We start from the raw sequence: 23,675 nt of genomic DNA on the forward strand, positions 1-23,675 counted from the left end.
CGTACAAATATGCTTTAAACGCACGAGGAAGGAACCACATGTTTGGTTTTAAGAAAGAGCTCTACACGCCTGAGTATCAGCTTGCCGGCGACGAGTGCGCCGTTATCGAGACGTCGAAGGGTACCATCAAGGTCAAGTTTGACGGCGAGGGCGCTCCCATTCATGTCGCGAACTTCTGCGAGCTTTCCACGATGGGTTTCTATGATGGCCTTAGGTTCCATCGCTATGTGCCCGGCTTTGTCATTCAGGGCGGCGACCCCAATACCCGCGATATGTCCGGCGCCGACGTCGCTGCCGGTCTTGAGGGCCCCGACGGCATGCCCGGTACCGGTGGCCCCGGCTACTGCATCAAGGGCGAGTTTGCCACCAATCCGCGCAACAGCCATGTCGATGGCGCCCTTGCCATGGCACGCTCCATGGATCCCGATTCCGCGGGTTCGCAGTTCTACTTCTGCTTGGGCGCCCAGCATAACCTCGATTCCGGTTACACCGTCTTTGGTACCACGGTCGAGGGTCTCGATGTGATTTCGCAGCTGCGTGCCGGCGACGAGATCGTCCATGTCGAGATCGTTCACGAGTAAAGGGGATTTCCTTGAATAGCCAGCTGATCCAACAGGGCCGTGCCGCTTACCGCGCGGGTGATTTTTCCGCTGCAGCCCAGATGCTTGGGGCGGCAAAAACTCCCGATGAGATTATGGGCGAGGCCGATCACCTTCGTGGCAACGCCTTGATGCACCTGGGCATGTATGCCGAGGCCGCCGAGGCCTATGCCGCCGCCCTCAACGACGGCACCTATGGCAAGTGCGGCGCGCTGCTCACCAACCGCGGCAAGGCACTCGCCGCCGTGGGCGACTACACGACGGCCGCTCAGGCGTTCTCTGCCGCTACGCAGGACGCTTCTTATGCCACGCCGTTCAAGGCCTATCTGGGCCTGGGTAACGCGCTGTTCCAGTCGGGCGACTATGCCAACGCGGGTACTGCTTTCCGTCAGGCTGCCATCGACGGCGCCAATCCGGCTCCTGCCGCCGCACTCGGCGAGCTCGGTCGTTGCTTCATTAAGCTCGGCCGTCCGGCGGATGCCGTGGAGACCTACCGTACGGCTATCGACTTTGCCGGCCCCCGCGACGACACGCGTGCGCTCAACGCCGGCATGGGTCAGGCGCTTTCTGCCGCCGGCCGTCCCTCCGACGCACTCGACGCCTTTAACGCCGCTACTGCCGATGGTATCTACCAGCTCACCTCCGAGCAGGCCGATGAGCTTGCCCGCGTGCACGATTCGCTTGCCGCGCTGTCTGCCCAGACGGCTATGGCCACGGCTCCGGCGCCCGCGATGGACGTTCCTGCCGTCGATCCGCTCGATCCTACGGGCGCGACCGGTCAGTTTATGCCCGATCCCTCGGACACCGGCTTCTTTACGCTGTCCGAGTCCGAGATGGTCCAGCAGGACCGTCAGGATCGTAAGCAGGCCAAGGTCCGTCGTCGCCACCGCCACACGGGTCTCAAAGTTTTCATCGTGCTGCTTCTGCTCATTTTGATCGCCGTGGGCGGTCTGGGCTTTGCCTACACGCGCGGCTTTGGTTTCCCGTCCCAGGAGTCTGTCGTTTCCGATCTGTTCCAGGCTGCCGGCGACGGTGACACGGCAAAGGCCGAGTCTTGCCTGGCCTCGAGCCTGTCCGAGGACGCTAAGTCGATGATCATCTCCTCGATTCCGCAGGGTGCCACTGTGTCCGTCGAAGGCATGGATCAGTCCATGACCGAGACGACCGCTAAGGTGAAGGCATCGCTGTCCAAGGGCGGCGAGCAGGAGTACACCGTCAAATTCGTGCGCTCCGACAACCATATCGGCTGGGCCGTTTCCTCGCTCGATATGGATTTCTCGGCTGCTGACAACCAGTAGTGACCTTATGGGATTTAGCTTTGCCCGGCGCTTCACCGCAAGTGAGGTGCCGGGCTTGCGCTAGTATGATGAGCTAGTAGTTTTCCAGCAATCATCCAACACATCAGGAGTTGCGTTGTTTTCTTTGATGGATATGTTCTTCGGTAGCTATGCGGGCGATCTTGCCATCGACCTCGGCACCGCCAATACGCTTGTCTCCGTGCGCGGCAAGGGCATCGTCATTCGCGAGCCCTCTGTAGTCGCCATCGACAAGAACGACGAGCGCATCCTGGCGGTCGGTATCGAGGCAAAGCGCATGCTCGGCCGTACGCCCGGCAACATCGTGGCCGTTCGTCCCCTGAAGGACGGCGTCATCGCCGACTTCGATGTTACAGAGGCTATGCTTCGCTACTTTATCGACAAGGCGTCCGAGAAGCGCTATCCGTGGACCCCGCGTCCGCGCGTTGTCGTCTGCGTTCCCTCCGGTGTCACGTCGGTCGAGAAGCGTGCCGTCTTTGAGGCCACGATCCAGGCCGGCGCTCGCCAGGCCTATCTGATCGAAGAGCCTATGGCCGCCGCTATCGGCGCCGATCTGCCCGTCGAGGAACCCACCGGCTCCATGGTCATCGACATCGGTGGCGGTACCACCGAGGTTGCCGTTATCGCTATGGGTGGCATCGTCGTCTCGCAGTCCATCCGTATTGCCGGCGACGAGTTCGATCAGGCCATCCTCACGCACGTTCGTGATGCCTACAACTTGGCCATCGGCGAGCGTACGGCAGAGGACATCAAGATCAAGGTCGGCTCCGCCGTGCCGCTCAAGGACGAGCTCGACGTCGAGGTCAACGGCCGCGACGTGATCACCGGTCTGCCCAAGACCGTGCGCATCGAGAGCGAGGAGATTCGTCGCGCGCTCAACAAGCCGCTCGACGAGATGGCCAAGGCCGTCAAGGACGCACTCGACGCTACGCCTCCCGATCTTGCCTCGGACCTTATGTACTACGGTATTTTGCTGACTGGTGGCGGCGCGCTGCTGCGCGGTCTCGACGTGCGCCTGCGCGATGAGACCGGTGTTTCGGTCAACGTCAGCCCCACGGCGCTCGATAACGTCGTTAACGGCTGTGCCCGCGTGCTCGAGGCCAATGCGTTTGATGGCGGCTTCGTCCAGACCAATGCTTAATTTCCAAAAGGTGGATTCCATTTGGCACGATCTTCGGGTTTCTCCACAAATCTGAATACCAAGCGACAATCAACGGGTATGCGCCCGTTGATTGTTTTCAGCCTGATTTCGGTGTTGCTGCTCACGTTTTACATCCGCGAGGGCGAGGCAGGACCGATTCATGCCGTGCGTTCGGGCGTGACGACGATTACCTCGCCGGTGCGCTTTGTGGGCTCGGCTGTGGCGGCCCCCTTCAATGCGATCGGCAACGTGTTCTCTAACCTTACGGCGTCGCAGGACACGCTCGACGAGCTTAAGAAGCAAAACGAGGAGCTGACCTCTAAGGTTGCTGAGCTCTCCGAGGCTCAAAAGACCGCCGAGCGTCTGGAGGGGCTGGTCGGCCTGCAGTCGACCTACAACCTCAAATCGACCGCTGCTCGTATCGTTGGTGCCTCGGGCGATGCCTGGACCTCGACCGTAACCATCGACAAGGGCTCTGCCGACGGCCTTACCATCAACATGCCCGTGACGAGTTCTGCCGGTGTTATCGGTCAGATTATCGAGGTATCGGCCAAGACCTCTACCGTGCGCCTTATTGGCGACGAGAACTCGGGTGTGTCCGCCATGGTACAGGACACGCGCGCCCAGGGCATGCTGCAGGGTCAGGCTGACGGCACGCTGCGTCTTGAGTACGTGAGCGTCGACTCCGATGTTAAGGTTGGCGACATCATCGTGACCTCGGGCATTGGCGGTGTATTCCCCAAGGGTCTACCGCTCGGCACCGTCTCGTCGGTTGAGAAGTCGGCAAACGACGTGTACTACACCATTGTGGTGCGCGCTCAGACCACGGCCGAGAACAACGAGGAAGTGCTGGTCATCACCTCGCTGACCGACGAACAGTCGGCTTCGGATGAGGACGTGAGCACCGCTAATAGCACGCCGCAGGGAACGTCGCGCGACGCTGCGACCAAGACGAAGGACGAGAGTTCGGATGACAGTTCCGACGCGTCCGAGACGACCGATTCCGGCTCGAGCGAATAGGGGGCATGTCCATGGATCTACACGAGCAGGGGATGAGCTCCCGTACGTTTGTAATCGCCGCCATCGTGTGCGTGCTGCTGCAGGCAGGCCTGGCACCGCAGATCTCCATTGCGGGCGGTCGCGTCAACTTCATGATTATCCTGGTGTGCCTAAGCGTGTTCTCGGGCGACCCGACCCGTGCCGTCGTGTGCGGTTTTTGCAGCGGCTTGTTCTATGACCTGTCCGCTGCCGTGCCGGTGGGCGTTATGTCGCTCCTGCTGACCGTGGGTTCTTTTGCCCTGGTGCACAGCGCCGTCGGTCAGACGGGCGGTACCCCGAGTGCGCGCGGCATCACTGTGGGCGCCTTCGCGCTCGTCATTAATGTGATCTACAGCATCATCTTGCTGTTTATGGGTTTGGAGACGAGCTTTGTCGTGGCGATCTTCGGCCATGCGCTGCCGTCCTCGATCCTGACGGGTCTGGTTGCCATTCCGTTTTTGATGTCCGGCGTCGTGCCGCAGTCCGGCTATGGATTCTCCGCACGTGGCGGACGCCAGACGGGTATGCGCTTTAAGCCCAAGACCCGCAAGCTCAAATAGGGGAGGCCCGTAGATGTCTTCCCAGATGACGGTTATTATCGCCGGTATCGTGCTGGTTGTGGCCATCGTGGTCGCGCTGGTCATCATGCGTCGAGGCGATTCCCGTTTTACCTACGATACACAGCATGGAACGGCCCCGCGCGCCACCGAGGGCGAGGGCAATACCGCGGCGACCGCCTTTAAGGGCCGCTTTTCCATCCTCACCACGGGTGTGGGCGCGATGTTTGCGGCACTTGCCGTCAAGCTGTGGGGCATGCAGATGGTCTCGTCGGACTATTACGAGAAGCAGGCCAATAGTAATCAGACTCGCACCGTTACCACACCCGCTGTGCGCGGCCGCATCCTCGACCGCAATGGCGTGGCGCTTGTCCAGAACCGTCCCTCACTTGCTGTCGTGGCCTACCGCGACCTTGCCGAGGATGAGGTTCTGGTTCGCCATCTTGCCAACGTGCTTGGAATGCCTTATGTGGCGGTCCTTCGCAATATTCAGGACAATACAGAGGGCGCTCAGAGCCTGCATACCATCGCGACGGACGTCCGTCGCTCCACGGTTGCCTATATCAAGGAACACGCCGGCGAGTTCCCGGGCGTCAAGATTGCCGAGCGTACCGAGCGCCAGTATCCATACGGCGAGACGGCATGCCATATCTTGGGCTATACCGGCACCATTACCTCCGAGCAGCTCGAGGCCCAGAATAAGAAAACCTCTGGCGATGATGATGCTTCTGCTGGCAAGATTACGTACCAGTCGGGCGATATCGTGGGCCAGGCGGGCGTTGAGAGCTACTACGAAAACCTGCTGCAGGGTATTCGTGGCGAGCAGACCGTCAAGGTCGATGCCTCGGGCAATGTGACCGGTCAGGCCGGCGCCGTACCCGCAAAGGCCGGCTCTGACATTAAGCTCACGCTCGACCTTAAGATCCAACAGGCCTGTGAGGCGGCACTGGCGAGCGCTATCGAGCTTGCCAAGACCACTGGCTACAGCAATGCCGGTAACGGCGCCGTGGTGTGTCTCGATCCCAACAATGGCGAGATCCTGGGCATGGCGAGCGAGCCCAAGTTCGATCCGTCCGTCTTTATCGGCGGCGTCTCAAATGACGTGTGGACCGAGCTCAATGATGACAAGGGTTCGCACCCGCTGCTCAACCGCGCCATTAGCGGACAGTACATGTCGGCCTCGACCATCAAGCCGCTCTCGGCGCTGGCCGGTCTTGAGTTTGGAACCTACACTTCAACGCAGACAACCAACTGCACGGGCTATTGGACGGGCCTGGGCAAGGCTTGGGGCAAGCGCTGCTGGCTGACGTCTGGCCACGGCACCATGACGCTGCAGTCGGGTATCGCCAACTCGTGCGACCCCGTCTTCTACGACATGGGCAAGGCGTTCTTTTATGACGAGCAACATCCCGAGGGCCTGCAGGAGGTCTTTCGTCGCTGGGGTCTAGGCAAGACCTGCGGTATCGATCTGCCGAGTGAGGGCGCGGGCCGTATTCCCGATGCCGAGTGGAAAGAGTCGTACTTCACCGACGCATCTGCCGAGGACCGCAAGTGGAATGCCGGCGATATGACCAACATTGCCATCGGTCAGGGTGACATCCTGGTGACGCCCCTGCAGATGGCGTGCGCCTATATGGGTCTTGCCAACGGCGGCAAACAGTACGTGCCTCACGTGTTTTTGTCTGCCGTGTCGCGCGATGGCGACGGCGATGCCTATAAGTACAACGGCAAGGGCAAGAAGAAGCGCCTGGAGGCCAAGATCAACAGCGATTCGGATTTGGCTCTTGTTCGCAACGGCATGCACGACGTGATTTACACGGCATCGACGTCCCTGGCGGCTCACTTTGGCACCCTGACGCCCCAGGTATACGGCAAGTCGGGCACGGGCGAGAAAAGCGGCGAGGACGAATACGCGTGGTTCTGCGCCTATGCACCGGCCGATGATCCCAAGTATGTCATCGCTACTGTCCTGGAGCAGGGCGGCGGCGGCTCAGATACCGCGATGCATGTCGTGCGCGACGTGCTCGGTGTGATTTATGACGAGCCCGATACCTCTTCGGCCTCGGGCGATTCTTCGGTTCGATAGGAGGTTGCGATGGATTTTTCTCCGGCGGATCTGTTCCGTTCAACCAAGACCGGCTCTCGCAGCAGCCTGGACCGCGTCAACAAGCAACTTTCGGCCTCGCGCGGCACGTTTCGCCAAAAGGTGCATATCGGTGTGCTCGTGGCTACTGTGGCGCTCGTCGCCTACGGTGCCATCATCATCTGGTCGGCTTCGCAGTTTAAGGCCGATGCCTCGTTCTCACGCCATCTGCTGGGAATTGGCATCGGAGCGGTGCTGGCGGTGCTGGTCTGGCGTACCGATCTGCGCGGTATTTCCAATTTCTCGACGGCGTTGCTCGCCATCGACCTGATCGTGATCCTCTCGCCCAAGATTCCGGGTCTGTCCTATACGGGCGGTCTGGGCATGACGGGCTGGATCAAGATTCCCGGTATCGGCTTGACATTCCAGCCGGTTGAGCTTGCCAAGCTCATCACCATCTTCTTTATTGCTACGCTTGGATCGCAGTATAACGGCCGCATCGATACCGTTCGCGACTACGTCAAGCTCTGCGGCATGCTGTCCATTCCGTTTTTGGCCGTCGTCGCCATGGGCGACCTGGGCTCGGGCCTGGTCGTGCTGGTTTCGGGCGCCATCGTCATTTGTATGAGCGGTGCACGCCGCGAATGGGTGCTGTCGACCCTGGCCCTGCTCGTGGGCCTGGTGGCCCTCGTCCTGGCGCTCGATTCGGTCTTTGATTCGTTGCTCGGCCACGATGTGCTCATCAAGCAGTATCAGATGAACCGTCTGACGGTCTTTATCGACCCCGATAATGCCGATTCGGACGATGCCTACAACCTGCAGCAGTCGCTTATCGCTGTTGGCTCGGGCGGCTTCTTTGGTAAGGGTTTGGGCCATGCGACGCAGTCTGCCGGCGGCTTTCTGCCCGAGTTTCATACCGATTTCGTCTTCGCCTTTTTGTCCGAGACCTTTGGCTTCTGCGGCTCCTTTTTGCTGCTGTGCTTGTACGTGCTGCTCATCTTCTCGACGATCCGCGTTGCCTTTAAGTGCGAGTCTCTGTTCCTACGCTTATCATGCGTAGGTATCGTTGGCATGTGGGCGTTCCAGACCTTCGAAAACATCGGCATGTGCATCGGCGTGATGCCGATTACCGGTATTCCGCTCCCATTTATTAGCTTCGGTTCGTCTTCGATGATGATTCAGCTGCTGACGGTGGGTATCGTACAATCCATATGGCGGCATCGTTCGGGCGCCGCGTAACGCTGGAGGGGTTTGCCATGAAAATTCCCGTAGATAAGCTGACCCGCGCTTTTAAGATGGGCGCGTCCGTTAAGAAGGATTCCGATACACCTGTGCGCGTCTCGGTCTATCTGGATTCGTCCGCCTCGCGCTTTCTGGCCGAGACGGTGCGTGACGCCTTTGTGCCGCAGACGACCTCGGGCATTGTGCGCGTCGAGCGTCTGGGGGAGGAGCGAATTGCTCCAAAGACCGATACCGATGTGGTGCTGGTGCTCTCGTGTGGTTCCGACCGCTTGGAGAGTGCCGTGCAGGAGCTCGTGATCGCCGGCGCGCCCGTGTGCGTGCTTGCCGAGTCTGCTGTGGAGGTGCCGTTTATCGAGGAGTCCACGCCCATGCTTGGCGTGGTAGCGGCAACCGATAAGACGTATCTGCTCGAGACGCTTGCCCGCTGGATTCTCGATCGCACCGACAAGGAAACGGCTTTTGCGGCGAACTTTGCCTTCATGCGCATCGCGGCCGCCAATCGTATCATCACCTCGTGTGCGCTCACCAATATGGCGACCGGTGCACTGGTGTTTTTGCCGGGCGCCGATTATCCCGTTATGGCGCTGGCGCAGGTGGGCATGCTCTTTGAGCTCGCTGCCGTCTTTGGATGCGGCATTAAGCCTGAGCGCGGCTACGAGGTCGCGGGCGTGCTTGCCGGCGGTCTTGTGATCCGCGCGGTCACCCGCGCGCTCGTCAAACAGACGCCGCATATTGGGTTTGCCGTCAAGGCGCTCACTGCTGCCGCGGGCACCTACGGCATGGGCCGTGCGCTTGTTTCGCTCTACGAGCGCGATGTCGACTACAGCCGTGCCAACGAGGTGGTCACTGCCACGTTCTCCCGCGTTCGCGATCTGGTGACCACGGTCGCGGGCGCTACCCGTCCTATGGCGTCCTACCAAGACGCATCCGATCTCGCTGCTTAGGGGTTTTCCGTTGCGCGTTGCATACCAAGACTGTTTTCATTTAATTGAGCCGTTGCTCGCCAAGGTCGAGAAGCCGAGCCGCTATATCGATCACGAGTGGGGCACGCTTTCCAAGGCCGATGCCGACTACCGTTGCTGCCTGATCTATCCGGATGTGTACGAGGTCGGTCTGCCCAACCAGGGCATCGCCATCCTCTACAACATCCTTAACCAGGCCGAGGGCATCTCCTGCGAGCGCGGCTATGTGCCGTGGCCCGATATGGGCGACGCCATGCGCGAGGCGGGTATTCCGCTGCTATCGCTCGAGGGTGCAGCGCCGGTCGCTTCGTTTGATATCGTCGGTCTGCATGTGCCGCACGAGATGGCGGTGACGAACTTCCTCGAGGCTTTGGACCTCGCTGGCATTCCGCTGTTAGCGGCCGACCGAGGTGAAGACGACCCAATCATCATCGCCGGCGGTCCCTCGGTGTACAACCCCGAGCCGTACGCGGCCTTCTTCGATGCCATCCTCATCGGTGAGGGCGAGGAATCGCTGCTCGAGACCTGCCAGCTGCATCGCCGCCTGCGTGACGAAGGGGTCCCGCGCGCGCAGATTGTTGAGCAGCTTGCATCCATTGCCGGCAACTACGTGCCGTCGCTCTATGAGGTTCGTCACGACGAGCCCTGCTCGCCGCATGGCTACACCGTGCCGCGTGAAGGCAAGGATGCGCCTACTGTGGTCTACAAACGCGTCGTCGAGGATTTCGGCGCCACGAATCCGCTGTCGCAGTCGTGCGTACCCTATGCGCAGCTAGTCCACGACCGCCTGTCTATCGAGATCCTGCGCGGCTGCGCCCGCGGCTGTCGTTTTTGCCAGGCCGGCATGACGTATCGCCCGGTGCGCGAGCGCTCGGCCGACCAGATCGTCTCGTCGGTGATTCAGGGTCTGGAAAAGACCGGCTATGACGAGGTGTCGCTGACCTCGCTCTCCACGACCGACCACTCCTGCATTCGCGACGTGCTCGGCAGGCTCAACCGTCGCCTGGAGGATACGGGTATTCGCGTGTCTATTCCGTCGCAGCGCCTGGATTCGTTTGGCGTGGATATGGCCGAGTCGGTCGCCGGCGAAAAGAAGGGCGGCCTGACGTTCGCGCCCGAGGCCGGCAGCCAGCGCATGCGCGACATCATTAACAAGAACGTGACCGAGGAGGACTTGGACCGTGCGGCCAAGGCGGCCTTCGAGGCCGGCTGGAACCGTATGAAGCTCTACTTTATGATGGGCCTTCCCGGTGAGCGCGACGAGGACATCGTGGCCATCGCCAATCTGGCCGATCACGTGCTGGAGCTCGGTCGTTCCGTGGTGCCCAAGGCTCGTCGCGGCTCGATCTCGGTGTCCATCTCGGTTTCGGTCTTTATCCCCAAGGCTGCCACGCCGTTCCAGTGGTGCCCGCAGCTCGACTACGACGACGTCAAGCGTCGCCAGAAGCTGCTTATCACGAGCGTTCGCAACCGTGCCGTCCGCGTGCATTACCACGATGCCGAGACTTCGCTCATCGAGGCCGCGCTGTCCCGCGCCGGTCGCGACATGACGCCCGTCATCATCGATGCTTGGCGCTCGGGCTCTCGCTTTGACGCCTGGGTAGAGCATTTCTCGCTCGATAACTGGAAGGAGGCTGCTGCCAAAAACGGCATCGACCTCAATGAGCTCGTGCACCTGCCCTACGAGTTGGACTGGCGCCTGCCGTGGGAGCACGTGAGCCCCGGCTGCACGCGCGGCTTCCTCGAGCGCGAGTACCGTCGCTCGCTCGAGGGCGTCACGACTCCCGACTGTACCCGCACGTCGTGCACCGGCTGCGGGATCTGCCCCACGCTCCACGCCAAGAATGTATTGATGGGTGATCGCGCATGAGTGAGCGCCTGACCGACAACTCCTCGCTCTTTAGGCTTCGTGTTCGCTATGGCAAGCGCGATCGCCTTAAGTACCTGGGCCATCTCGAAGTAATCCATACCATTGAGCGCATCGTGCGCCGTGCGGGACTTCCCTATGCCGTCACGCAGGGCTTCTCTCCGCACATGCGCGTGGGCTTCTCTTCGGCGCTGCCGGTGGGTACGTCGTCGACCTGCGAGTGGTATGACCTGTTTATGACCGAGTTCGTGGCGCTCGACGAGGCGTTTGGGCGCCTGGCTGCGGCGTCTCCGGCCGATCTGGCGCCCATCGAGGCGGCGTACATCGACGTGCGCACGCCGGCGTTGACGGCGCAGCTCACGCGCCTGTCGTATCGCATCGACCTGCACTTGGATCCCGAGGCGCCCGTAAGCGCCGACGAGGTGCGTCGTGCGATCGACACGCTGCGCGCGGGCCACGGCATCGACTACGCGCGCGGCAAAAAGAGCAAGCGCTTGGATTTGGATCACACGCTCGTGGGCTATGAGCTCACGGCGGGGGAGCGCCCAGACCATTTGGTGCTCATGCTCGACACCCATGCCGACAACGAGGGCTCCATGCGTCCGGAAATTTTGCTTTCTGCTGCTGATGTTTTGTTGCAGGGCTTGACCCCGGGCGTGGATGCACCTATTGTTTCCACCGGTATGCAAGACCTCGTGACCATCTGCTCCTACGATGTCGAGCGTCAGAATCAAGCATGCGAGGACGACGAGGGCCGACTCGTCAGCCCCATACCTGTGCGAACTTGTGGATTTGCTCCACATACTCGTTGACGGGGGTATTTTCGCCTGCTACTATATTCGGCTGTTGCACTAACTGATGCATGAAGGGCAAGTAAACATGTACGCAATCGTTAACACGGGCGGCAAGCAGTACAAGGTCGCCACCGACGATGTCATCACCGTCGAGAAGATCGAGGGCAATGAGGGCGACAAGGTCACCCTGCCGGTTATCTTCCTCAACGATGGTAAGAAGATCGTCACCGATCCCGACAAGCTGGCCAAGGCCAAGGTTACCGCTCAGATCGTTGAGCAGTTCAAGGGCGAGAAGCAGCTGGTCTTCAAGTTCCACAAGCGCAAGCGCTATCGTCGTCTGAAGGGTCACCGTCAGCAGCTCACCAAGCTGAAGATCGTGAAGGTTCAGGCTACCTCCCGCGCCAAGAAGGCTGTCAAGGCAGAGGCTGAGGCTGTTGCCGAGGCTCCCGTCGCCGAGTAGATTACACTCGTAACGAAAGAGTAGGTATACACAATGGCACACAAAAAAGGACTCGGTTCCTCCCGTAATGGCCGTGACTCCCGCGGTCAGCGCCTTGGCACGAAGCGCTATGCCGGCCAGACGGTAACCACGGGCACGATTCTCGTCCGTCAGCACGGCACGCACATCCACCCGGGTGAGAACGTTGGCCGTGGTAAGGACGACACGCTGTTCGCGCTGGTCGACGGTACCGTTGAGTTCCACAAGGGTATCAAGCACAGGGTCAGCGTACGCCCGCTCGCGAACGCGTAATTCACCCTTCATAGAGCACATATGTGGGAGGCACTTGAGTTTTAGGATTCAAGGGTCTCCCTCTTTTTTGTAGGAGGCGATTCTGTTGTCACAGTTCACCGATATCAGCCGCATTAACGTGTGCGGCGGCGACGGCGGAGCCGGATGCATGTCGTTTAGGCGCGAGGCATTTGTCCCCAAGGGCGGCCCCGATGGCGGCGACGGCGGTCGTGGCGGCAATGTCGTCATCCAGGCCGATGCTCAGCTGTCTTCGCTGATCGATTACCGCTTTAAGCATCACTTTCGCGCCGAGCGCGGCACGCACGGGCAGGGTGCCCGTCGTAACGGCAAGAGCGGCGAGGACCTGATTCTCAAGGTCCCTATGGGTACCGTGGTGCGCGAGCTCGACCCCGAGACGCAGACCCCGATGTTCGAGATTGCCGATCTGGTGCATGATGGCGAGCGCGTTGTCGTGGCCCCTGGTGGCGCCGGTGGTCTCGGCAATACGCACTTTGTGACGTCGGTGCGCCGCGCGCCCGCGTTCGCCCAGCTGGGCGAGCCGGCCGAGGAGCACTGGATTGAGCTCGAGATGAAGCTCATGGCCGATGCCGCGCTCGTGGGCTTTCCCTCCGTGGGTAAGTCATCGCTCATCGCGCGCATGAGTGCCGCCCGTCCCAAGATTGCTGACTACCCGTTTACCACGCTCGTGCCGAACCTCGGCATGGTGCGTGCCGGTGAATATTCTTACGTCGTTGCCGACGTCCCCGGTCTTATCGAAGGCGCGAGCGAGGGTAAGGGCCTGGGTCACCAGTTCCTGCGCCACATTGAGCGTACGGCCCTGATCATGCACGTCGTCGACATGACGGGTGGTTTTGAGGATCGCGATCCGGTCGAGGATTACCACATCATCAACCGCGAGCTCGAGCAGTATGGCGCCGAGCTTTCGGAGCGTCCGCAGATCGTCGTTGCCAACAAGTGCGATGCGCCGGGCACGGCCGACAAGATTGCCGGCCTCAAGCGCGCAGCGCTCGACGATGGACATATGTTCTTTGCCGTGTCTGCCGTGACGGGCGCCGGCCTCAACACGCTGATGCTTGCCGTGGGCGAGCAGGTGGCTAAGCTGCGCGCCGAGTTGGCTGTCTCGGATGAGCCGGTCGTTCTGCGCGACGATGAGTGGGAGCGCCGTCGCCTGCAGCGTGAGAAGCGTTTCCGCATTGTTCAGGAAGAGCCCGGTGCCTTCCGCGTGGTCGGTCGTGCCATTGAGCGTATGGTCATCCAGACCGACTGGGAAAACGAGGAAGCCGTCATTTACCTGCAGCATAAGTTTGCGCGTATGGGTGTTGACGACGCGCTCGAGAAGGCCGGTTGCCGTGCGGGCGACGAGGTCCGCATTTGCCAGCGCGCCTTTGACTTTGAGGGCGCCGAGGACTTCTCGGAGTACGAGGAGCTCGAGGATGCTGGCGAGGACGTTGCCGTTGAAGCCATTGACGTGGCCGATGCTGCGGATGAGGGAGTCGAGGTTGTCGATGCGGCGGATGCCGCGGGCGATACCGAGACACCGGAGGGCGAGTAAGCCATGTCGCTGCGCGGTGGAATCGGTCTGCCCGAGCTTCCTCTAGAGGACGGGCAGGAGTTTAGGCTCGGCATTATGGGTGGCACCTTTGATCCCATCCATTACGGGCACCTGGTGACCGCCGAGCAGGCGCGCGAGTCGCTCGACTTGGACGCTGTGCTCTTTATGCCGGCGGGTTCTCCTGCCTTTAAGCTTGACAAGCCGGTGACGCCTGCCGAGGACCGTTATGCCATGACGGTCCTCGCCACCGCCGCGAACCCGGCTTTTTTGGCGAGCCGGTTCGAGATCGACCGCCCGGGCGTAACCTATACGGCCGATACGCTTCATGCCCTTCGCGACTTTTACCCGCCGCAGGTAAAGCTCTACTTTATTACGGGCGCCGACGCGATCATCGATATCGTGACCTGGCATGATGCCGAACGAATCGCTGAGCTTGCTACCTTTATTGCGGCGACACGACCGGGCTTTGATATCGATACGGCGCGTGCCCGAATCAAAGAGTCGGGGCTGCCGTTCGACGTGCGCTATATTCAGATTCCAGCGTTGGCGATCAGCTCGACGAACATTCGTAAGCGAGTTGCCCGCGGTATGAGCGTGCGCTATCTTACGAGCGAGTCCGTGCTCGGCTACATTCGCAAACGCAGGCTATATGCCGATTTGGGCCAAGAAGATTTTGAGTGATGGGGGTCTACGTTGTCGGTAGAGGATCAGTTTGAGGGCGATGAGCGCGCGCTGCTCAAGCGCATTCAAGAGCTGCTTGATGTTCGCATGAAGGATAAGCGCAAGCGCTATGTGCATTCGCTGGGTGTTGCCGAGACCGCACTTCATCTGGCCGAGGTCTACGGCGTTGACCGCTTTGATGCCGCTGCCGCCGGCCTGATCCATGACTGGGACAAAGTGCTCTCCGACGATGAGCTGGTCACGCGCGCTCTGCATTACGGCATTAAGATTGCCGGCTCTCCTTCCGCCGCGACGCCGCTTTTGCATGGCCCTGTTGCCGCCTATGAACTTCCGCAGCTTTTTCCCGAGCTGTCGCCGGCGGTCTTTCAGGCTGTCGACCGTCACACCGTGGGCGCTTGCGACATGACGCCGCTCGATATGGTGGTCTTTGTGGCTGATGCCATCGAACCCAACCGCCACGGCGATTATGCCCATGCGCTGCGCAAGATGGTGGGGGAGTCGACGCTCGATGAGTTGTTCTTCTCCTGTTTTGCGCAGGGTCTGGTCTATGTGATCCAGTCCGGGCGCTATCTTTATCCCACGGCTATTACGATTTACAACCATTACGCCCAGCTGCGCTAGCTCGGGCTGTCTAGAAAGAGGTATTCCATGGCCGACGAGACCATGACCGACGAGCAGATTCTTGAAGGCGTGGAGCACAAGAGTTTCGTTGCCACGTCCGACCGCACTGCCGCCTCGCTGTCCGCGAGCGGTGTCGCTGCCGAGGATGTCGCCCGCGCCGCCGCGCAGGCCGCCTACGACAAGAAGGGCGAGGACGTTCAGGTGCTCGACCTGACCGAGCTTTCCGACGTATGTGACTACTTTGTGCTTGCCACCGGTACCAACAACCGTCAGGTCGATTCTATCGTCGACGAGATCGAGGAGAAGGTCGCCGAGGCTTGCGGCGAGCATCCGTTCTCCATCGAGGGCCGCGAGCAGAAGACCTGGATGCTCATGGACTATGGTTCGGTTGTCGTCCACGTCTTCACTCCCGAAGCCCGCGACTTCTACCGCCTCGAGAAACTCTGGGGAGACGCCCCCCAGCTCCCCCTCAACCTCCTCTAAATGATTTTTCTGGGACGGGGATAAAATAATCATTGCTACCGTTTGCCGAACCGCTCACCTTTGTTGGGCGGTTCGGCCTTTTTCTTCCTTTCCTTTTGTATGCTGTGACTACTGCATCCTTGGAAGGGAGGGTTTCGATGACTCGTGTTGCCCGTGCGTTGTCCGAACTCGGCCATTATCACGTCATGCTCAAGGGCTGTGCTGGTCAGCTGATCTTCGAAGACGATGACGATCGCCTTTATTTTCTCAATCTATTGAACAGACGATTTACGTCCGCTCATATTCGTCTTCTTGCCTGGTGCCTCATGGACAATCATGTTCACCTGCTATTTGATGATCTCGATAATCAGATGAGCGTTGCTATGCATGCGATTGATACGGCATATGCGAAACACTTCAATCAAAAAACCGGCCGCCGCGGACCGGTGTTCCAGGAACGATTCAAGAGTGTGATCATTTCTGACGACAAACAGCTGCTCCGTTGCGTCCGATACATACACGACAATCCTGCAAAAGCAGGTATTTCTTCTGCTCCTCTGTATCGCTGGAGCAGCTTCCATGAGTATTTCTCTCATCCCGAAATTTGTGATTGTGAAGGTATTCTCAATCTGTTTGGGGGTACGGAAGCGTTTTATCTTTCGAGTACCGACGGCAAGCCTAATCCCTATTTTATGCCCGAAGGTAAGCATATCTCCGATATGGATGCGCTGGAAGTTGCCCGGGCTCTTTTGGCTCCGCATGAGCCTTATCAGCTTAAAACTTTGCCGAAATCAGAGCGAAATCGTCTTCTGGCAGTGTTGAGGCATCGGGGGTTTACGATTGACCAGATTTCGCGTCTGACGGGAATTGGGACCAATATCATTCAAAGGGCGAAATGACGCTCCAAATGATTAAAAAATCCCCGTCCTAGAATAATCATTCGCAGCTGCCCGCCTTTCTTTTTGCTTAAGGGGCTAATCGTTGAAGCGGGATTGGCGGCCGAAGGATAGGGCGGTGTCGCCGAATTTGTCTCGGACGGCGTCGATGGCGACGGAGAGGTCGCGTCGGTCGCTGGATTGGGCCCCGCGGTCATCGACTTCGCAGAACAGGTCAGTCTGGATGCCGCCCTGATGGTCAAAGTCGCTCATGCCGATGCCTGCTAAGCGCACGTGCATTCCTTCCTGCCAGATGTTGTCGAGCAGTTCGAGTGCAACCGCCACGAAGATGTTCTCATCGTCGGTTGGATGAGGCAGCCGGCGCTGTGCCGTACGCCCGCTTCCATACGAATACTTGAGCTTGAGCGTTACCGTGGCACCCGTCAGCCCCTGACGGCGCAGACGGCGTCCCACCGACTCACCCAGCAGCGCAATCGCCGCCTCAATATCCCCACGCTCAGTCAAATCTTTCGCAAAGGTGCGTTCATTACTGACCGACTTGACCTCACGCTCCTCATCGAGACTCGTGACTTCGGAGATTTCGAGTCCCAGCGCACGCTGGCGCATGCGTTCGCCGTTGACGCCAAAAATAGAGGCCAAGGTGGATTCCGGTGCACGTGATAGCTCGCCGAGGGTGTAGATGCGCATGCGGCGCAGTCGCTCCTCGGCCGAGCGCCCGATGCCGCTCATGGCAGATACCGGCAGCGCGGCCAAAAAGCGCTGCTCGGTTCCGGGGCGCACGATGGTCAGCCCAAACGGCTTATCCCGCTCGCTTGCGATCTTTGCGACCGTCTTGTTGCAGCCCACGCCAATGGAGCACGTCACTCCCAGCGCTGCCACGCGGTCGCTTATACGCCGCGCAACCAGCAGCGGGTCTTCGGGCGCAAAGCGACCCGGTGTGATATCGATAAAGGCTTCGTCGATGGATACGCGCTCAACGCGCGGGGTCTCGTCGGCGAGAATCGCCATGACCTGCGCGCTCACCTCGCGGTAGCGATCAAAGTGCCCGTGCGTCCAAATGGCTTGCGGGCACAAGCGCCGCGCCTCGGCCGAGGCCATGGCAGAGTGCACGCCAAAGCGACGCGCCTCATACGAACACGTGGACACGACGCCACGCGAATCGGCATTGCCACCCACGATGAGCGGCTTTCCGCGCCATTCGGGATGGTCGAGCATCTCCACGCTCGCAAAAAACGCATCGAGGTCCATGAGGCCCACCGCCGGACCCGTCCAGGGAGGCGGCGTGACGCCCATGGCATCCTCATAACCGTATGTATGTTCGCGTCTTTCCATGTCATGAGTATACCGCGCAGCTCATGTGGGGTGCGTGTATGTGCTTGCAAATCCCGAATTCTTGTCTAAGATATGGATTTGCCCTCGACTACACCGAAGAAGTTGGTCTCACGGACTTCACCTGCCCGCGTCGATGGCGTATTATGTTCAACTGTTTGTTTGTAGTTGCAGCCTAAAGCTGCTTGGTTGGAGGAGTTTCCTTTGGCAGTCAAGATTCGCCTTGCTCGTCACGGCGCTAAGAAGCGTCCGTACTACCGTGTCGTCGTCGCCGATTCCCGCGCCCCGCGTGACGGTCGTATCATCGAGGAGGTTGGCCGCTACAACCCGATGACCGCCCCCAAGACCATCAACCTCGACCTCGAGAAGATCGCCGACTGGCAGTCAAAGGGCGCTCAGCTCACCGACGCCGTCGCCGCTCTGGTCAAGGCCGCCAACGAGGGCGAGAAGACCGAGACCGTCGTCAAGAAGTCCAAGAAGCAGCTCGCCAAAGAGGTCGAGGCCGCTAAGGCTGCCGCTGAGGCCGCTGAGGGTGCCGAGGAGTAAATCGTGCCTGAGGTTGACGCTGCACAGCTCGAGGGTGAGGCAATGCTCTCAGATCGCATCGCCGATCTCGTCGAATATCTCGTTGTTCAGATCGTCGACGACCCGGATTCCGTGAGCCTTGAGGTCATCGATGGTGACGACGCCTCTACGATTGAGGTTTCGGTCGCCGAGGATGATGTCGCTAAGGTCATCGGCCGTCGTGGCCGTACCATCAAGGCCATTCGCACGCTCGCCCGTGCACTGGCCGCTCGCCTCGACACTGCTGTCGAGGTAGAGGTTCTGGGCTAGGACCTTGAGGTCCCAGTACAAAAACATCGCCCGTGTGGTCAAGCCGCACGGAAGGAAGGGGGAGGTCCTCGCGCAGCCGCTGCGGGGGCTTCCTTCTGTATTAGAGCCGGGTATGCGCGTCGCCCTGACGCCGCCGGCGCTCAAGCGCGACCGCTTTTGCACGGTCGTGTCCGTCACCGATACGGGCGATGGCGATCTGGTCTCGTTTGAGGGCATTGACGACTTGACGGCCGCCGAGGGCATCACGGGATGCTACGTGCTGGCAAATCGTGACGACTTTGAGCTCGATTCGCTCGACGCTGCCTATACCGACCTGATGGGTCGCGAGGTGGTCGACGAGCGCTTCGGTTCGCTCGGTACGATCGTCGAGATCATGTCGACGCCCGCCAACGATGTTTGGGTTGTCGAGGGTGATCGGTACGGCGAGGTGCTGATTCCCGTGATCGAGCAGGTCGTGCTCGATCTTCCCGACACAGGAACAATTTCCGTCCACGTTATGGACGGCCTGATCGATATGGACAAGTAGGGAGGACAACATGCTGATCGAGACCCTTTCGGTCTTTCCCGAGATGTTTGAGCCCGTCATGTCCACATCGATCTTGGGCCGCGCCCGCAAGGCCGGCCTTTTTGATTTTAAGGCGTATAACCTGCGCGACTGGACGCACGACCGCCATCGTACCGTCGATGACGAGCCGTACGGCGGCGGGCAGGGCATGCTCATGAAGGTCGAGCCTATCGCCGAGGCCATCGAGGCCATTAGCGCAGAGGGTCCCAAGCCCACTGTGGTGTTCTTTACCCCCTGTGGCGAGCCCTTTACGCAGCATGTGGCCGAGCGCCTGCTCAAAAGTGAGCGCCTGCTGTTTGTGTGCAGTCGCTACGAGGGCGTCGACGAGCGCGCGTATGCGTATGCCGATGAGCGTCTGTCGATCGGCGACTACGTGCTTACGGGCGGCGAGCTTCCCGCTATGGTCGTTGCCGATGCCGTCGTACGCCTGATTCCCGGCGCCCTGGGCGACGAGATGAGCAACGTCGACGAGTCGTTCTCGACCGCCGAGGACGGAGGACTGCTCGAGTACGCGCAGTACACCCGTCCTGCCGAGTTCAACGGCGAGGGCGTGCCGCCGGTGCTCGTGAGTGGCGATCATGCCAAGGTCGATGCCTGGCGTCGCAAGAACGCCATCGAGCGCACCTGCCGCTGGCGTCCCGATCTGATCGAGACGGCGCGCCTTACGCCCCAGGAGCGCGCTTACGCGCAGGAGATTTTGGACGCTGCGTATTCGCAGAGCGAGGAGTGAGAATGGTTCCATCGCAGCATTCCGCGTTGAGGGGCGCTTTTGAGTGGATCGCGGTCATCGCGATCGCGCTCGTGGCCACCTTCTTGATTCGCTCGTTTGTGGTCGAGCCCTTTGTGGTGCCCACCGGCTCCATGGAGTCCACGATCGAGATTGGCGACCAGATCCTGGCACAAAAGGTGAGCCTCGAGCTCGGTCAGCCCGTCAAGCAGGGTGATATCGTGGTGTTTCACAACCCCGATGGCACCTCCGAGCATGATGTTCTTGTCAAGCGTGTTATTGCCACGGCCGGCCAGACGGTCGACCTGCAGGATGGCAAGGTGGTCGTTGACGGCCAAGCGCTCGACGAGGACTATACGACGGGCATGAGCTGGCCGCTTTCGGTCCAAGCGCCCGGCGCTCAGGTAAGCTATCCCTACACGGTTCCCAACGGGTGCGTGTGGGTGATGGGCGACAATCGCGAAAACTCTGCCGACTCACGTTATTTTGGTCCCGTCGATCGCTCTGATTTGATCGCAGTGGCGCTTGTGCGCTACTGGCCGTTCAACCGCATCGGCGCTATCGACTAAAAACCGCTATAGTACAGTACCTAACCGTGTAATCGTTTCGACGAGGGGATATTAGAGGCATGAACGCTTCATCGCTTTCCTTCCAAGACATCATCCTGCGCCTCCAGCAGTACTGGGGCGAGCAGGGCTGCGTCATCATGCAGCCCTATGACTCCGAGGTCGGTGCCGGTACCTTCCATACCGCGACCACGCTGCGCTCGCTCGGTCCCGCCGAGTGGCGCACCTGCTATGCACAGCCCTGCCGCCGTCCCGCCGACGGCCGCTACGGCGAGAACCCCAACCGCATGCAGCACTACTATCAGTTCCAGGTGCTCATCAAGCCCTCGCCGGTCAACGCCCAGGAGCTCTACCTGGGTTCGCTGGCCGCCATTGGCCTGGACCCCAACGACCATGACGTCCGCTTTGTCGAGGACGACTGGGAGAGCCCGACGCTCGGCGCCTGGGGCCTTGGCTGGGAGGTCTGGCTCAATGGCATGGAGGTCACGCAGTTTACGTACTTCCAGCAGGTGGGCGGCATCGAGGTCGACCCCGTGCCCGTCGAGATCACCTACGGCCTGGAGCGTATCGCCATGTACGCCCAGGGCGTTAACTCGGTCTACGACCTGGTGTGGAGCTACCTGCCCGATGGCACGCCCATGACCTATGGCGACGTGTTCCTCGAGAACGAGCGCGAGTTCAGTGCCTATAACTTTGAGGTCGCCAACGTCGAGATGATGCGTCAGAAGTTTGACGACTACGAGGCCGAGTGCCATTCCTGCCTGGAGCGCAAGCTGCCGCTGCCGGCATATGACTGCGTCATGAAGTGCAGCCACGCTTTCAACCTGCTCGATGCTCGCGGCGCCCTGTCCGCGGTCGAGCGTGCCAACTACATCCTGCGCGTCCGCGCCGTCGCCAAGGCGTGCTGCGAGGCCTACATGGCCGAGGTCGCCGGAGTCAACGAGAATGCCGATCAGGAAGGCGAGGTGGCGTAAGCCATGGCAGACGCTAAGGATTTCCTGTTTGAGATCGGTACGGAAGAAATGCCCTCCGCACCGCTGAACAATGCCGTCAAGCAGCTTGGCACCATGATCGCCAAGGGTCTCGACGAGGCCGGTCTGGCCCACGGCGAGGTCCGTGTGATCTCGAGCCCGCGCCGCCTGGCTGCGCTCGTTGCCGACGTCGCCACCGCGACCGACGAGGTTCACGAGGTCAAGCGCGGCCCCGCGGCCAACATCGCCTTCGATGCCGACGGTAACGCCACCAAGGCCGCCCAGGGCTTCGCCCGCAAGTGCGGTGTGGCTGCCGAGGATCTGGTCCGTCGCGAGGACACCGACGGCCGTGAGTACGTCTTTGCCGAGAAGAACATCCCTTCCGCCCCGGCCACCCCGATCCTGACGGCCCTGTGCGAGAAGACTATCGCTGGCCTGCAGTGGCCCAACTACCGCTCTCAGCGCTGGGGTCACGAGCATGCGACCTTTGTTCGTCCGGTCCGCTGGATCTGCTGCCTTCTGGGCGAGGACGTTGTGCCCGTGTCGTTTGCCGACGTGACGAGTGGCAACACCACGCGTGGTCATCGCGTGCTTGGCCCTGGCGACCATGTGGTTGCCAGCCCCGCCGTCTACGAGCAGGTGCTCGAGGACGCCGGTGTGCTTTCTGCCGAGCGTCGTCGTGAGGCCATCCTCGCCGGTATCGCCGAGGTCGAGGCTGCCCGTCCCGGCTGCCATGTCGATACGCCCAAGAAGGTCTTTGAGGAGGTCATTAACCTCTGCGAGTGGCCGACGGTGCTCGTCGGTACCTTCGATGAGGAGTTTCTCAAGGTCCCGCACGAGATTATCTGCGAGTCCATGCTCACCAACCAGCGCTACTTCCCGATCTATGACGGCGAGGGCAAGCTCACGCGTGAGTTCGTGGTCGTTTCCAACAGCAAGCCCGAGAATGCCGAGCGCGTGATTGACGGCAACGAGCGCGTCGTGCGCGCCCGTCTGGACGACGCCAAGTTCTTCTACGAGGAGGACCTGAAGATCTCCCTCGACGAGTTCCGCGAGCGTCTGGCCAAGGTCGCCTTCCAGGAGAAGCTCGGTAGCGTGCTCGCCAAGTCCGAGCGCATTGAGCAACTCGCGCTTGCCATCGCTCGCGAGGCCCATCTGGGCGCCCACCTGGCCGCCGACGCTGCTCGCGCCGCGCACCTGTGCAAGGCCGACCTGGTGTCTAACGCCGTCGTCGAGTTTACGAGCCAGCAGGGCGTGATGGGCGGTTATTACGCGACCGCGATGGGGGAGAACGACGAGGTCGCCCACGCCATTCGCGATCACTATCGTCCCCGCTTTGCCGGTGACGAGCTGCCCGAGGGCACCGCTGGCTGCATCGTGGCCTGTGCCGACAAGCTCGATACCATTGCCGGTATCTTTGCCATCGGCGAGCCCCCGACCGGCTCCTCCGACCCCTATGCGCTGCGTCGTGCCGCTATCGGCATCATCAACATCCTGCGCGACCGTCTGCCGATCGACCCCACGTCGCTTATCGACTTCGCCCTCGAGCTCTATGGCGAGCAGGGCATTGAGTTCGACGCCGCCGAGGTCGCCCAGCAGGTTCGTGACTTCTTCCATGGCCGCCTGGTGAGCATGGCCCGCGACGAAAAGATCCCGGCCGATACCGTTGCCGCCGTCTCCGCGGTGCACATCATCGCTCCGTCCGTCTTCTTCGCCCGCTGCGCCGCCCTCGACGAGGCCCGCAAGAACGACGCCGAGACGTTCGACAACCTTGCGACCGCCTATGCTCGCGCCGCGCATATCTCCAAGCCCGAGCTGGGCGTGGAGTACGACCGCAGCCTGATGGGCGAGGTCGAGCTTGCGCTCGCCGACGCCTCCGAGGCTGCTCAGACCGCTGTCGATGCCGCCCTTGCTACCGAGGATTATCCGGCCGCATTTGCTGCCCTCGCCGCCCTGCGCGCGCCCATCGACCGTTTCTTCGACGAGGTCATGGTCATGGACAAGGACGAGCAGCTCCGCGATAATCGCCTTAAGCTGCTCAACCGCTTCGAGGCCGTTTTCTCCGGCATCGCCAACATCGGTGAGCTTGCTCGTAAAAAGTAAGCCAGCCTGCGCGTAAGC

The 23,675-nt window shown here is 60.8% G+C and carries 25 protein-coding genes; 24 read left to right on the forward strand and 1 reads right to left on the reverse strand.

The window, feature by feature from the left end; all coding sequences use genetic code 11:
- The first annotated feature begins 38 nt into the window (after positions 1–38).
- The 17 genes from I2E45_RS02940 to I2E45_RS03020 all read left to right on the forward strand — a co-directional run bounded on the left by I2E45_RS02940 (position 39) and on the right by I2E45_RS03020 (position 16,565).
- Positions 39–581: a peptidylprolyl isomerase gene (locus tag I2E45_RS02940; protein ID WP_195444177.1), complete on the forward strand. Its 543-nt coding sequence runs from the start codon at positions 39–41 to the stop codon at positions 579–581.
- 11 nt (positions 582–592) lie between these two features.
- On the forward strand, positions 593–1,897 hold the full coding sequence (locus I2E45_RS02945) for a tetratricopeptide repeat protein (protein ID WP_229058796.1): 1,305 nt from the start codon (positions 593–595) through the stop codon (positions 1,895–1,897).
- A gap of 127 nt (positions 1,898–2,024) precedes the next feature.
- On the forward strand, positions 2,025–3,056 hold the full coding sequence (mreB, locus tag I2E45_RS02950; RefSeq protein ID WP_006236061.1) for a rod shape-determining protein: 1,032 nt from the start codon (positions 2,025–2,027) through the stop codon (positions 3,054–3,056).
- Positions 3,057–3,134: 78 nt separating this feature from the next.
- Positions 3,135–4,076: a rod shape-determining protein MreC gene (gene mreC, locus I2E45_RS02955; RefSeq protein ID WP_117770377.1), complete on the forward strand. Its 942-nt coding sequence runs from the start codon at positions 3,135–3,137 to the stop codon at positions 4,074–4,076.
- Positions 4,077–4,087: 11 nt separating this feature from the next.
- On the forward strand, positions 4,088–4,654 hold the full coding sequence (locus I2E45_RS02960) for a rod shape-determining protein MreD (RefSeq protein ID WP_117745941.1): 567 nt from the start codon (positions 4,088–4,090) through the stop codon (positions 4,652–4,654).
- Between the two features lie 13 nt (positions 4,655–4,667).
- Positions 4,668–6,737 (forward strand): penicillin-binding protein 2, encoded by a 2,070-nt coding sequence (gene mrdA, locus I2E45_RS02965; protein WP_195444179.1) that lies wholly within the window; start codon positions 4,668–4,670, stop codon positions 6,735–6,737.
- A 9-nt stretch (positions 6,738–6,746) separates the two neighbouring features.
- Positions 6,747–7,973, forward strand: coding sequence for an FtsW/RodA/SpoVE family cell cycle protein (locus I2E45_RS02970; protein ID WP_195444181.1), 1,227 nt, complete (start codon positions 6,747–6,749; stop codon positions 7,971–7,973).
- A 17-nt stretch (positions 7,974–7,990) separates the two neighbouring features.
- A complete protein-coding gene (locus tag I2E45_RS02975) occupies positions 7,991–8,920 on the forward strand; it encodes a YcjF family protein (RefSeq protein ID WP_195444183.1) in 930 nt (309 codons plus the stop codon).
- 10 nt (positions 8,921–8,930) lie between these two features.
- Positions 8,931–10,808: a TIGR03960 family B12-binding radical SAM protein gene (locus tag I2E45_RS02980; protein WP_055309861.1), complete on the forward strand. Its 1,878-nt coding sequence runs from the start codon at positions 8,931–8,933 to the stop codon at positions 10,806–10,808.
- A complete protein-coding gene (locus tag I2E45_RS02985; protein WP_195444185.1) occupies positions 10,805–11,617 on the forward strand; it encodes a TIGR03936 family radical SAM-associated protein in 813 nt (270 codons plus the stop codon). The genes I2E45_RS02980 and I2E45_RS02985 overlap by 4 nt, the downstream gene beginning before the upstream one ends.
- Positions 11,618–11,684: 67 nt before the next feature.
- Positions 11,685–12,059 carry a 50S ribosomal protein L21 gene (gene rplU, locus I2E45_RS02990; protein WP_035138585.1) on the forward strand — a complete coding sequence of 125 codons (375 nt, stop codon included), beginning with the start codon at positions 11,685–11,687 and terminating at the stop codon, positions 12,057–12,059.
- A 33-nt stretch (positions 12,060–12,092) separates the two neighbouring features.
- The gene (gene rpmA / locus I2E45_RS02995) at positions 12,093–12,350 is read left to right on the forward strand and encodes a 50S ribosomal protein L27 (RefSeq protein WP_006236075.1); all 258 of its coding nucleotides are present in this window, start codon (positions 12,093–12,095) and stop codon (positions 12,348–12,350) included.
- A gap of 85 nt (positions 12,351–12,435) precedes the next feature.
- Positions 12,436–13,902, forward strand: a complete 1,467-nt coding sequence (obgE, locus tag I2E45_RS03000; protein ID WP_195444187.1) for a GTPase ObgE — start codon at positions 12,436–12,438, stop codon at positions 13,900–13,902.
- 3 nt (positions 13,903–13,905) lie between these two features.
- Positions 13,906–14,583 carry a nicotinate-nucleotide adenylyltransferase gene (nadD, locus tag I2E45_RS03005; protein WP_055285119.1) on the forward strand — a complete coding sequence of 226 codons (678 nt, stop codon included), beginning with the start codon at positions 13,906–13,908 and terminating at the stop codon, positions 14,581–14,583.
- A gap of 87 nt (positions 14,584–14,670) precedes the next feature.
- Positions 14,671–15,204, forward strand: a complete 534-nt coding sequence (gene yqeK / locus I2E45_RS03010) for a bis(5'-nucleosyl)-tetraphosphatase (symmetrical) YqeK (protein ID WP_193221482.1) — start codon at positions 14,671–14,673, stop codon at positions 15,202–15,204.
- 27 nt (positions 15,205–15,231) lie between these two features.
- Entirely contained in the window at positions 15,232–15,687 is a 456-nt protein-coding gene (gene rsfS, locus I2E45_RS03015; RefSeq protein ID WP_035138582.1) for a ribosome silencing factor, read from the forward strand.
- 137 nt (positions 15,688–15,824) lie between these two features.
- On the forward strand, positions 15,825–16,565 hold the full coding sequence (locus I2E45_RS03020) for a transposase (RefSeq protein ID WP_040359946.1): 741 nt from the start codon (positions 15,825–15,827) through the stop codon (positions 16,563–16,565).
- 75 nt (positions 16,566–16,640) lie between these two features.
- Here I2E45_RS03020 and dinB read toward each other — a convergent pair whose 3' ends face one another.
- Positions 16,641–17,894 (reverse strand): DNA polymerase IV, encoded by a 1,254-nt coding sequence (dinB, locus tag I2E45_RS03025; protein WP_195444189.1) that lies wholly within the window; start codon positions 17,892–17,894, stop codon positions 16,641–16,643.
- A gap of 201 nt (positions 17,895–18,095) precedes the next feature.
- On the opposite strand from dinB, the gene rpsP reads away from it, so the two are divergent.
- The 7 genes from rpsP to glyS are packed head-to-tail and all read left to right on the forward strand — an operon-like array spanning position 18,096 to position 23,657.
- Positions 18,096–18,437: a 30S ribosomal protein S16 gene (rpsP, locus tag I2E45_RS03030; RefSeq protein ID WP_195444191.1), complete on the forward strand. Its 342-nt coding sequence runs from the start codon at positions 18,096–18,098 to the stop codon at positions 18,435–18,437.
- 42 nt (positions 18,438–18,479) lie between these two features.
- Positions 18,480–18,725 carry a KH domain-containing protein gene (locus I2E45_RS03035; protein ID WP_171021534.1) on the forward strand — a complete coding sequence of 82 codons (246 nt, stop codon included), beginning with the start codon at positions 18,480–18,482 and terminating at the stop codon, positions 18,723–18,725.
- Between the two features lie 34 nt (positions 18,726–18,759).
- Positions 18,760–19,251, forward strand: coding sequence for a ribosome maturation factor RimM (gene rimM, locus I2E45_RS03040; RefSeq protein ID WP_226812527.1), 492 nt, complete (start codon positions 18,760–18,762; stop codon positions 19,249–19,251).
- A gap of 10 nt (positions 19,252–19,261) precedes the next feature.
- Positions 19,262–20,020: a tRNA (guanosine(37)-N1)-methyltransferase TrmD gene (gene trmD / locus I2E45_RS03045; RefSeq protein ID WP_117745952.1), complete on the forward strand. Its 759-nt coding sequence runs from the start codon at positions 19,262–19,264 to the stop codon at positions 20,018–20,020.
- A 2-nt stretch (positions 20,021–20,022) separates the two neighbouring features.
- Positions 20,023–20,586, forward strand: coding sequence for a signal peptidase I (lepB, locus tag I2E45_RS03050; protein ID WP_195444193.1), 564 nt, complete (start codon positions 20,023–20,025; stop codon positions 20,584–20,586).
- A gap of 59 nt (positions 20,587–20,645) precedes the next feature.
- Complete coding sequence (locus I2E45_RS03055; RefSeq protein WP_006236091.1) at positions 20,646–21,557, forward strand: glycine--tRNA ligase subunit alpha; 912 nt, start codon at positions 20,646–20,648, stop codon at positions 21,555–21,557.
- A gap of 3 nt (positions 21,558–21,560) precedes the next feature.
- Positions 21,561–23,657: a glycine--tRNA ligase subunit beta gene (gene glyS / locus I2E45_RS03060; protein ID WP_117745954.1), complete on the forward strand. Its 2,097-nt coding sequence runs from the start codon at positions 21,561–21,563 to the stop codon at positions 23,655–23,657.
- The last annotated feature ends 18 nt before the right edge of the window (positions 23,658–23,675 follow it).

The sequence above is a fragment of the Collinsella aerofaciens genome (genome assembly GCF_015555045.1).
Classification (GTDB): domain Bacteria; phylum Actinomycetota; class Coriobacteriia; order Coriobacteriales; family Coriobacteriaceae; genus Collinsella; species Collinsella aerofaciens_W.

What these genes read in the sequence shown, in the direction of transcription:
- I2E45_RS03020 (WP_040359946.1), top strand. Translation starts at nt 15,825, where the DNA reads ATGACTCGTGTTGCCCGTGCGTTGTCCGAACTCGGCCATTATCACGTC.
- glyS (WP_117745954.1), top strand. Translation starts at nt 21,561, where the DNA reads ATGGCAGACGCTAAGGATTTCCTGTTTGAGATCGGTACGGAAGAAATG.
- I2E45_RS02960 (WP_117745941.1), top strand. Translation starts at nt 4,088, where the DNA reads ATGGATCTACACGAGCAGGGGATGAGCTCCCGTACGTTTGTAATCGCC.
- nadD (WP_055285119.1), top strand. Translation starts at nt 13,906, where the DNA reads ATGTCGCTGCGCGGTGGAATCGGTCTGCCCGAGCTTCCTCTAGAGGAC.
- rpmA (WP_006236075.1), top strand. Translation starts at nt 12,093, where the DNA reads ATGGCACACAAAAAAGGACTCGGTTCCTCCCGTAATGGCCGTGACTCC.
- I2E45_RS03035 (WP_171021534.1), top strand. Translation starts at nt 18,480, where the DNA reads ATGCTCTCAGATCGCATCGCCGATCTCGTCGAATATCTCGTTGTTCAG.
- rsfS (WP_035138582.1), top strand. Translation starts at nt 15,232, where the DNA reads ATGGCCGACGAGACCATGACCGACGAGCAGATTCTTGAAGGCGTGGAG.
- rplU (WP_035138585.1), top strand. Translation starts at nt 11,685, where the DNA reads ATGTACGCAATCGTTAACACGGGCGGCAAGCAGTACAAGGTCGCCACC.
- yqeK (WP_193221482.1), top strand. Translation starts at nt 14,671, where the DNA reads ATGAAGGATAAGCGCAAGCGCTATGTGCATTCGCTGGGTGTTGCCGAG.
- I2E45_RS03055 (WP_006236091.1), top strand. Translation starts at nt 20,646, where the DNA reads ATGAACGCTTCATCGCTTTCCTTCCAAGACATCATCCTGCGCCTCCAG.
- I2E45_RS02940 (WP_195444177.1), top strand. Translation starts at nt 39, where the DNA reads ATGTTTGGTTTTAAGAAAGAGCTCTACACGCCTGAGTATCAGCTTGCC.
- lepB (WP_195444193.1), top strand. Translation starts at nt 20,023, where the DNA reads ATGGTTCCATCGCAGCATTCCGCGTTGAGGGGCGCTTTTGAGTGGATC.
- trmD (WP_117745952.1), top strand. Translation starts at nt 19,262, where the DNA reads ATGCTGATCGAGACCCTTTCGGTCTTTCCCGAGATGTTTGAGCCCGTC.
- I2E45_RS02970 (WP_195444181.1), top strand. Translation starts at nt 6,747, where the DNA reads ATGGATTTTTCTCCGGCGGATCTGTTCCGTTCAACCAAGACCGGCTCT.
- mreB (WP_006236061.1), top strand. Translation starts at nt 2,025, where the DNA reads ATGGATATGTTCTTCGGTAGCTATGCGGGCGATCTTGCCATCGACCTC.
- mreC (WP_117770377.1), top strand. Translation starts at nt 3,135, where the DNA reads ATGCGCCCGTTGATTGTTTTCAGCCTGATTTCGGTGTTGCTGCTCACG.
- mrdA (WP_195444179.1), top strand. Translation starts at nt 4,668, where the DNA reads ATGTCTTCCCAGATGACGGTTATTATCGCCGGTATCGTGCTGGTTGTG.
- I2E45_RS02975 (WP_195444183.1), top strand. Translation starts at nt 7,991, where the DNA reads ATGAAAATTCCCGTAGATAAGCTGACCCGCGCTTTTAAGATGGGCGCG.
- dinB (WP_195444189.1), bottom strand. Translation starts at nt 17,894, where the DNA reads ATGGAAAGACGCGAACATACATACGGTTATGAGGATGCCATGGGCGTC.
- I2E45_RS02985 (WP_195444185.1), top strand. Translation starts at nt 10,805, where the DNA reads ATGAGTGAGCGCCTGACCGACAACTCCTCGCTCTTTAGGCTTCGTGTT.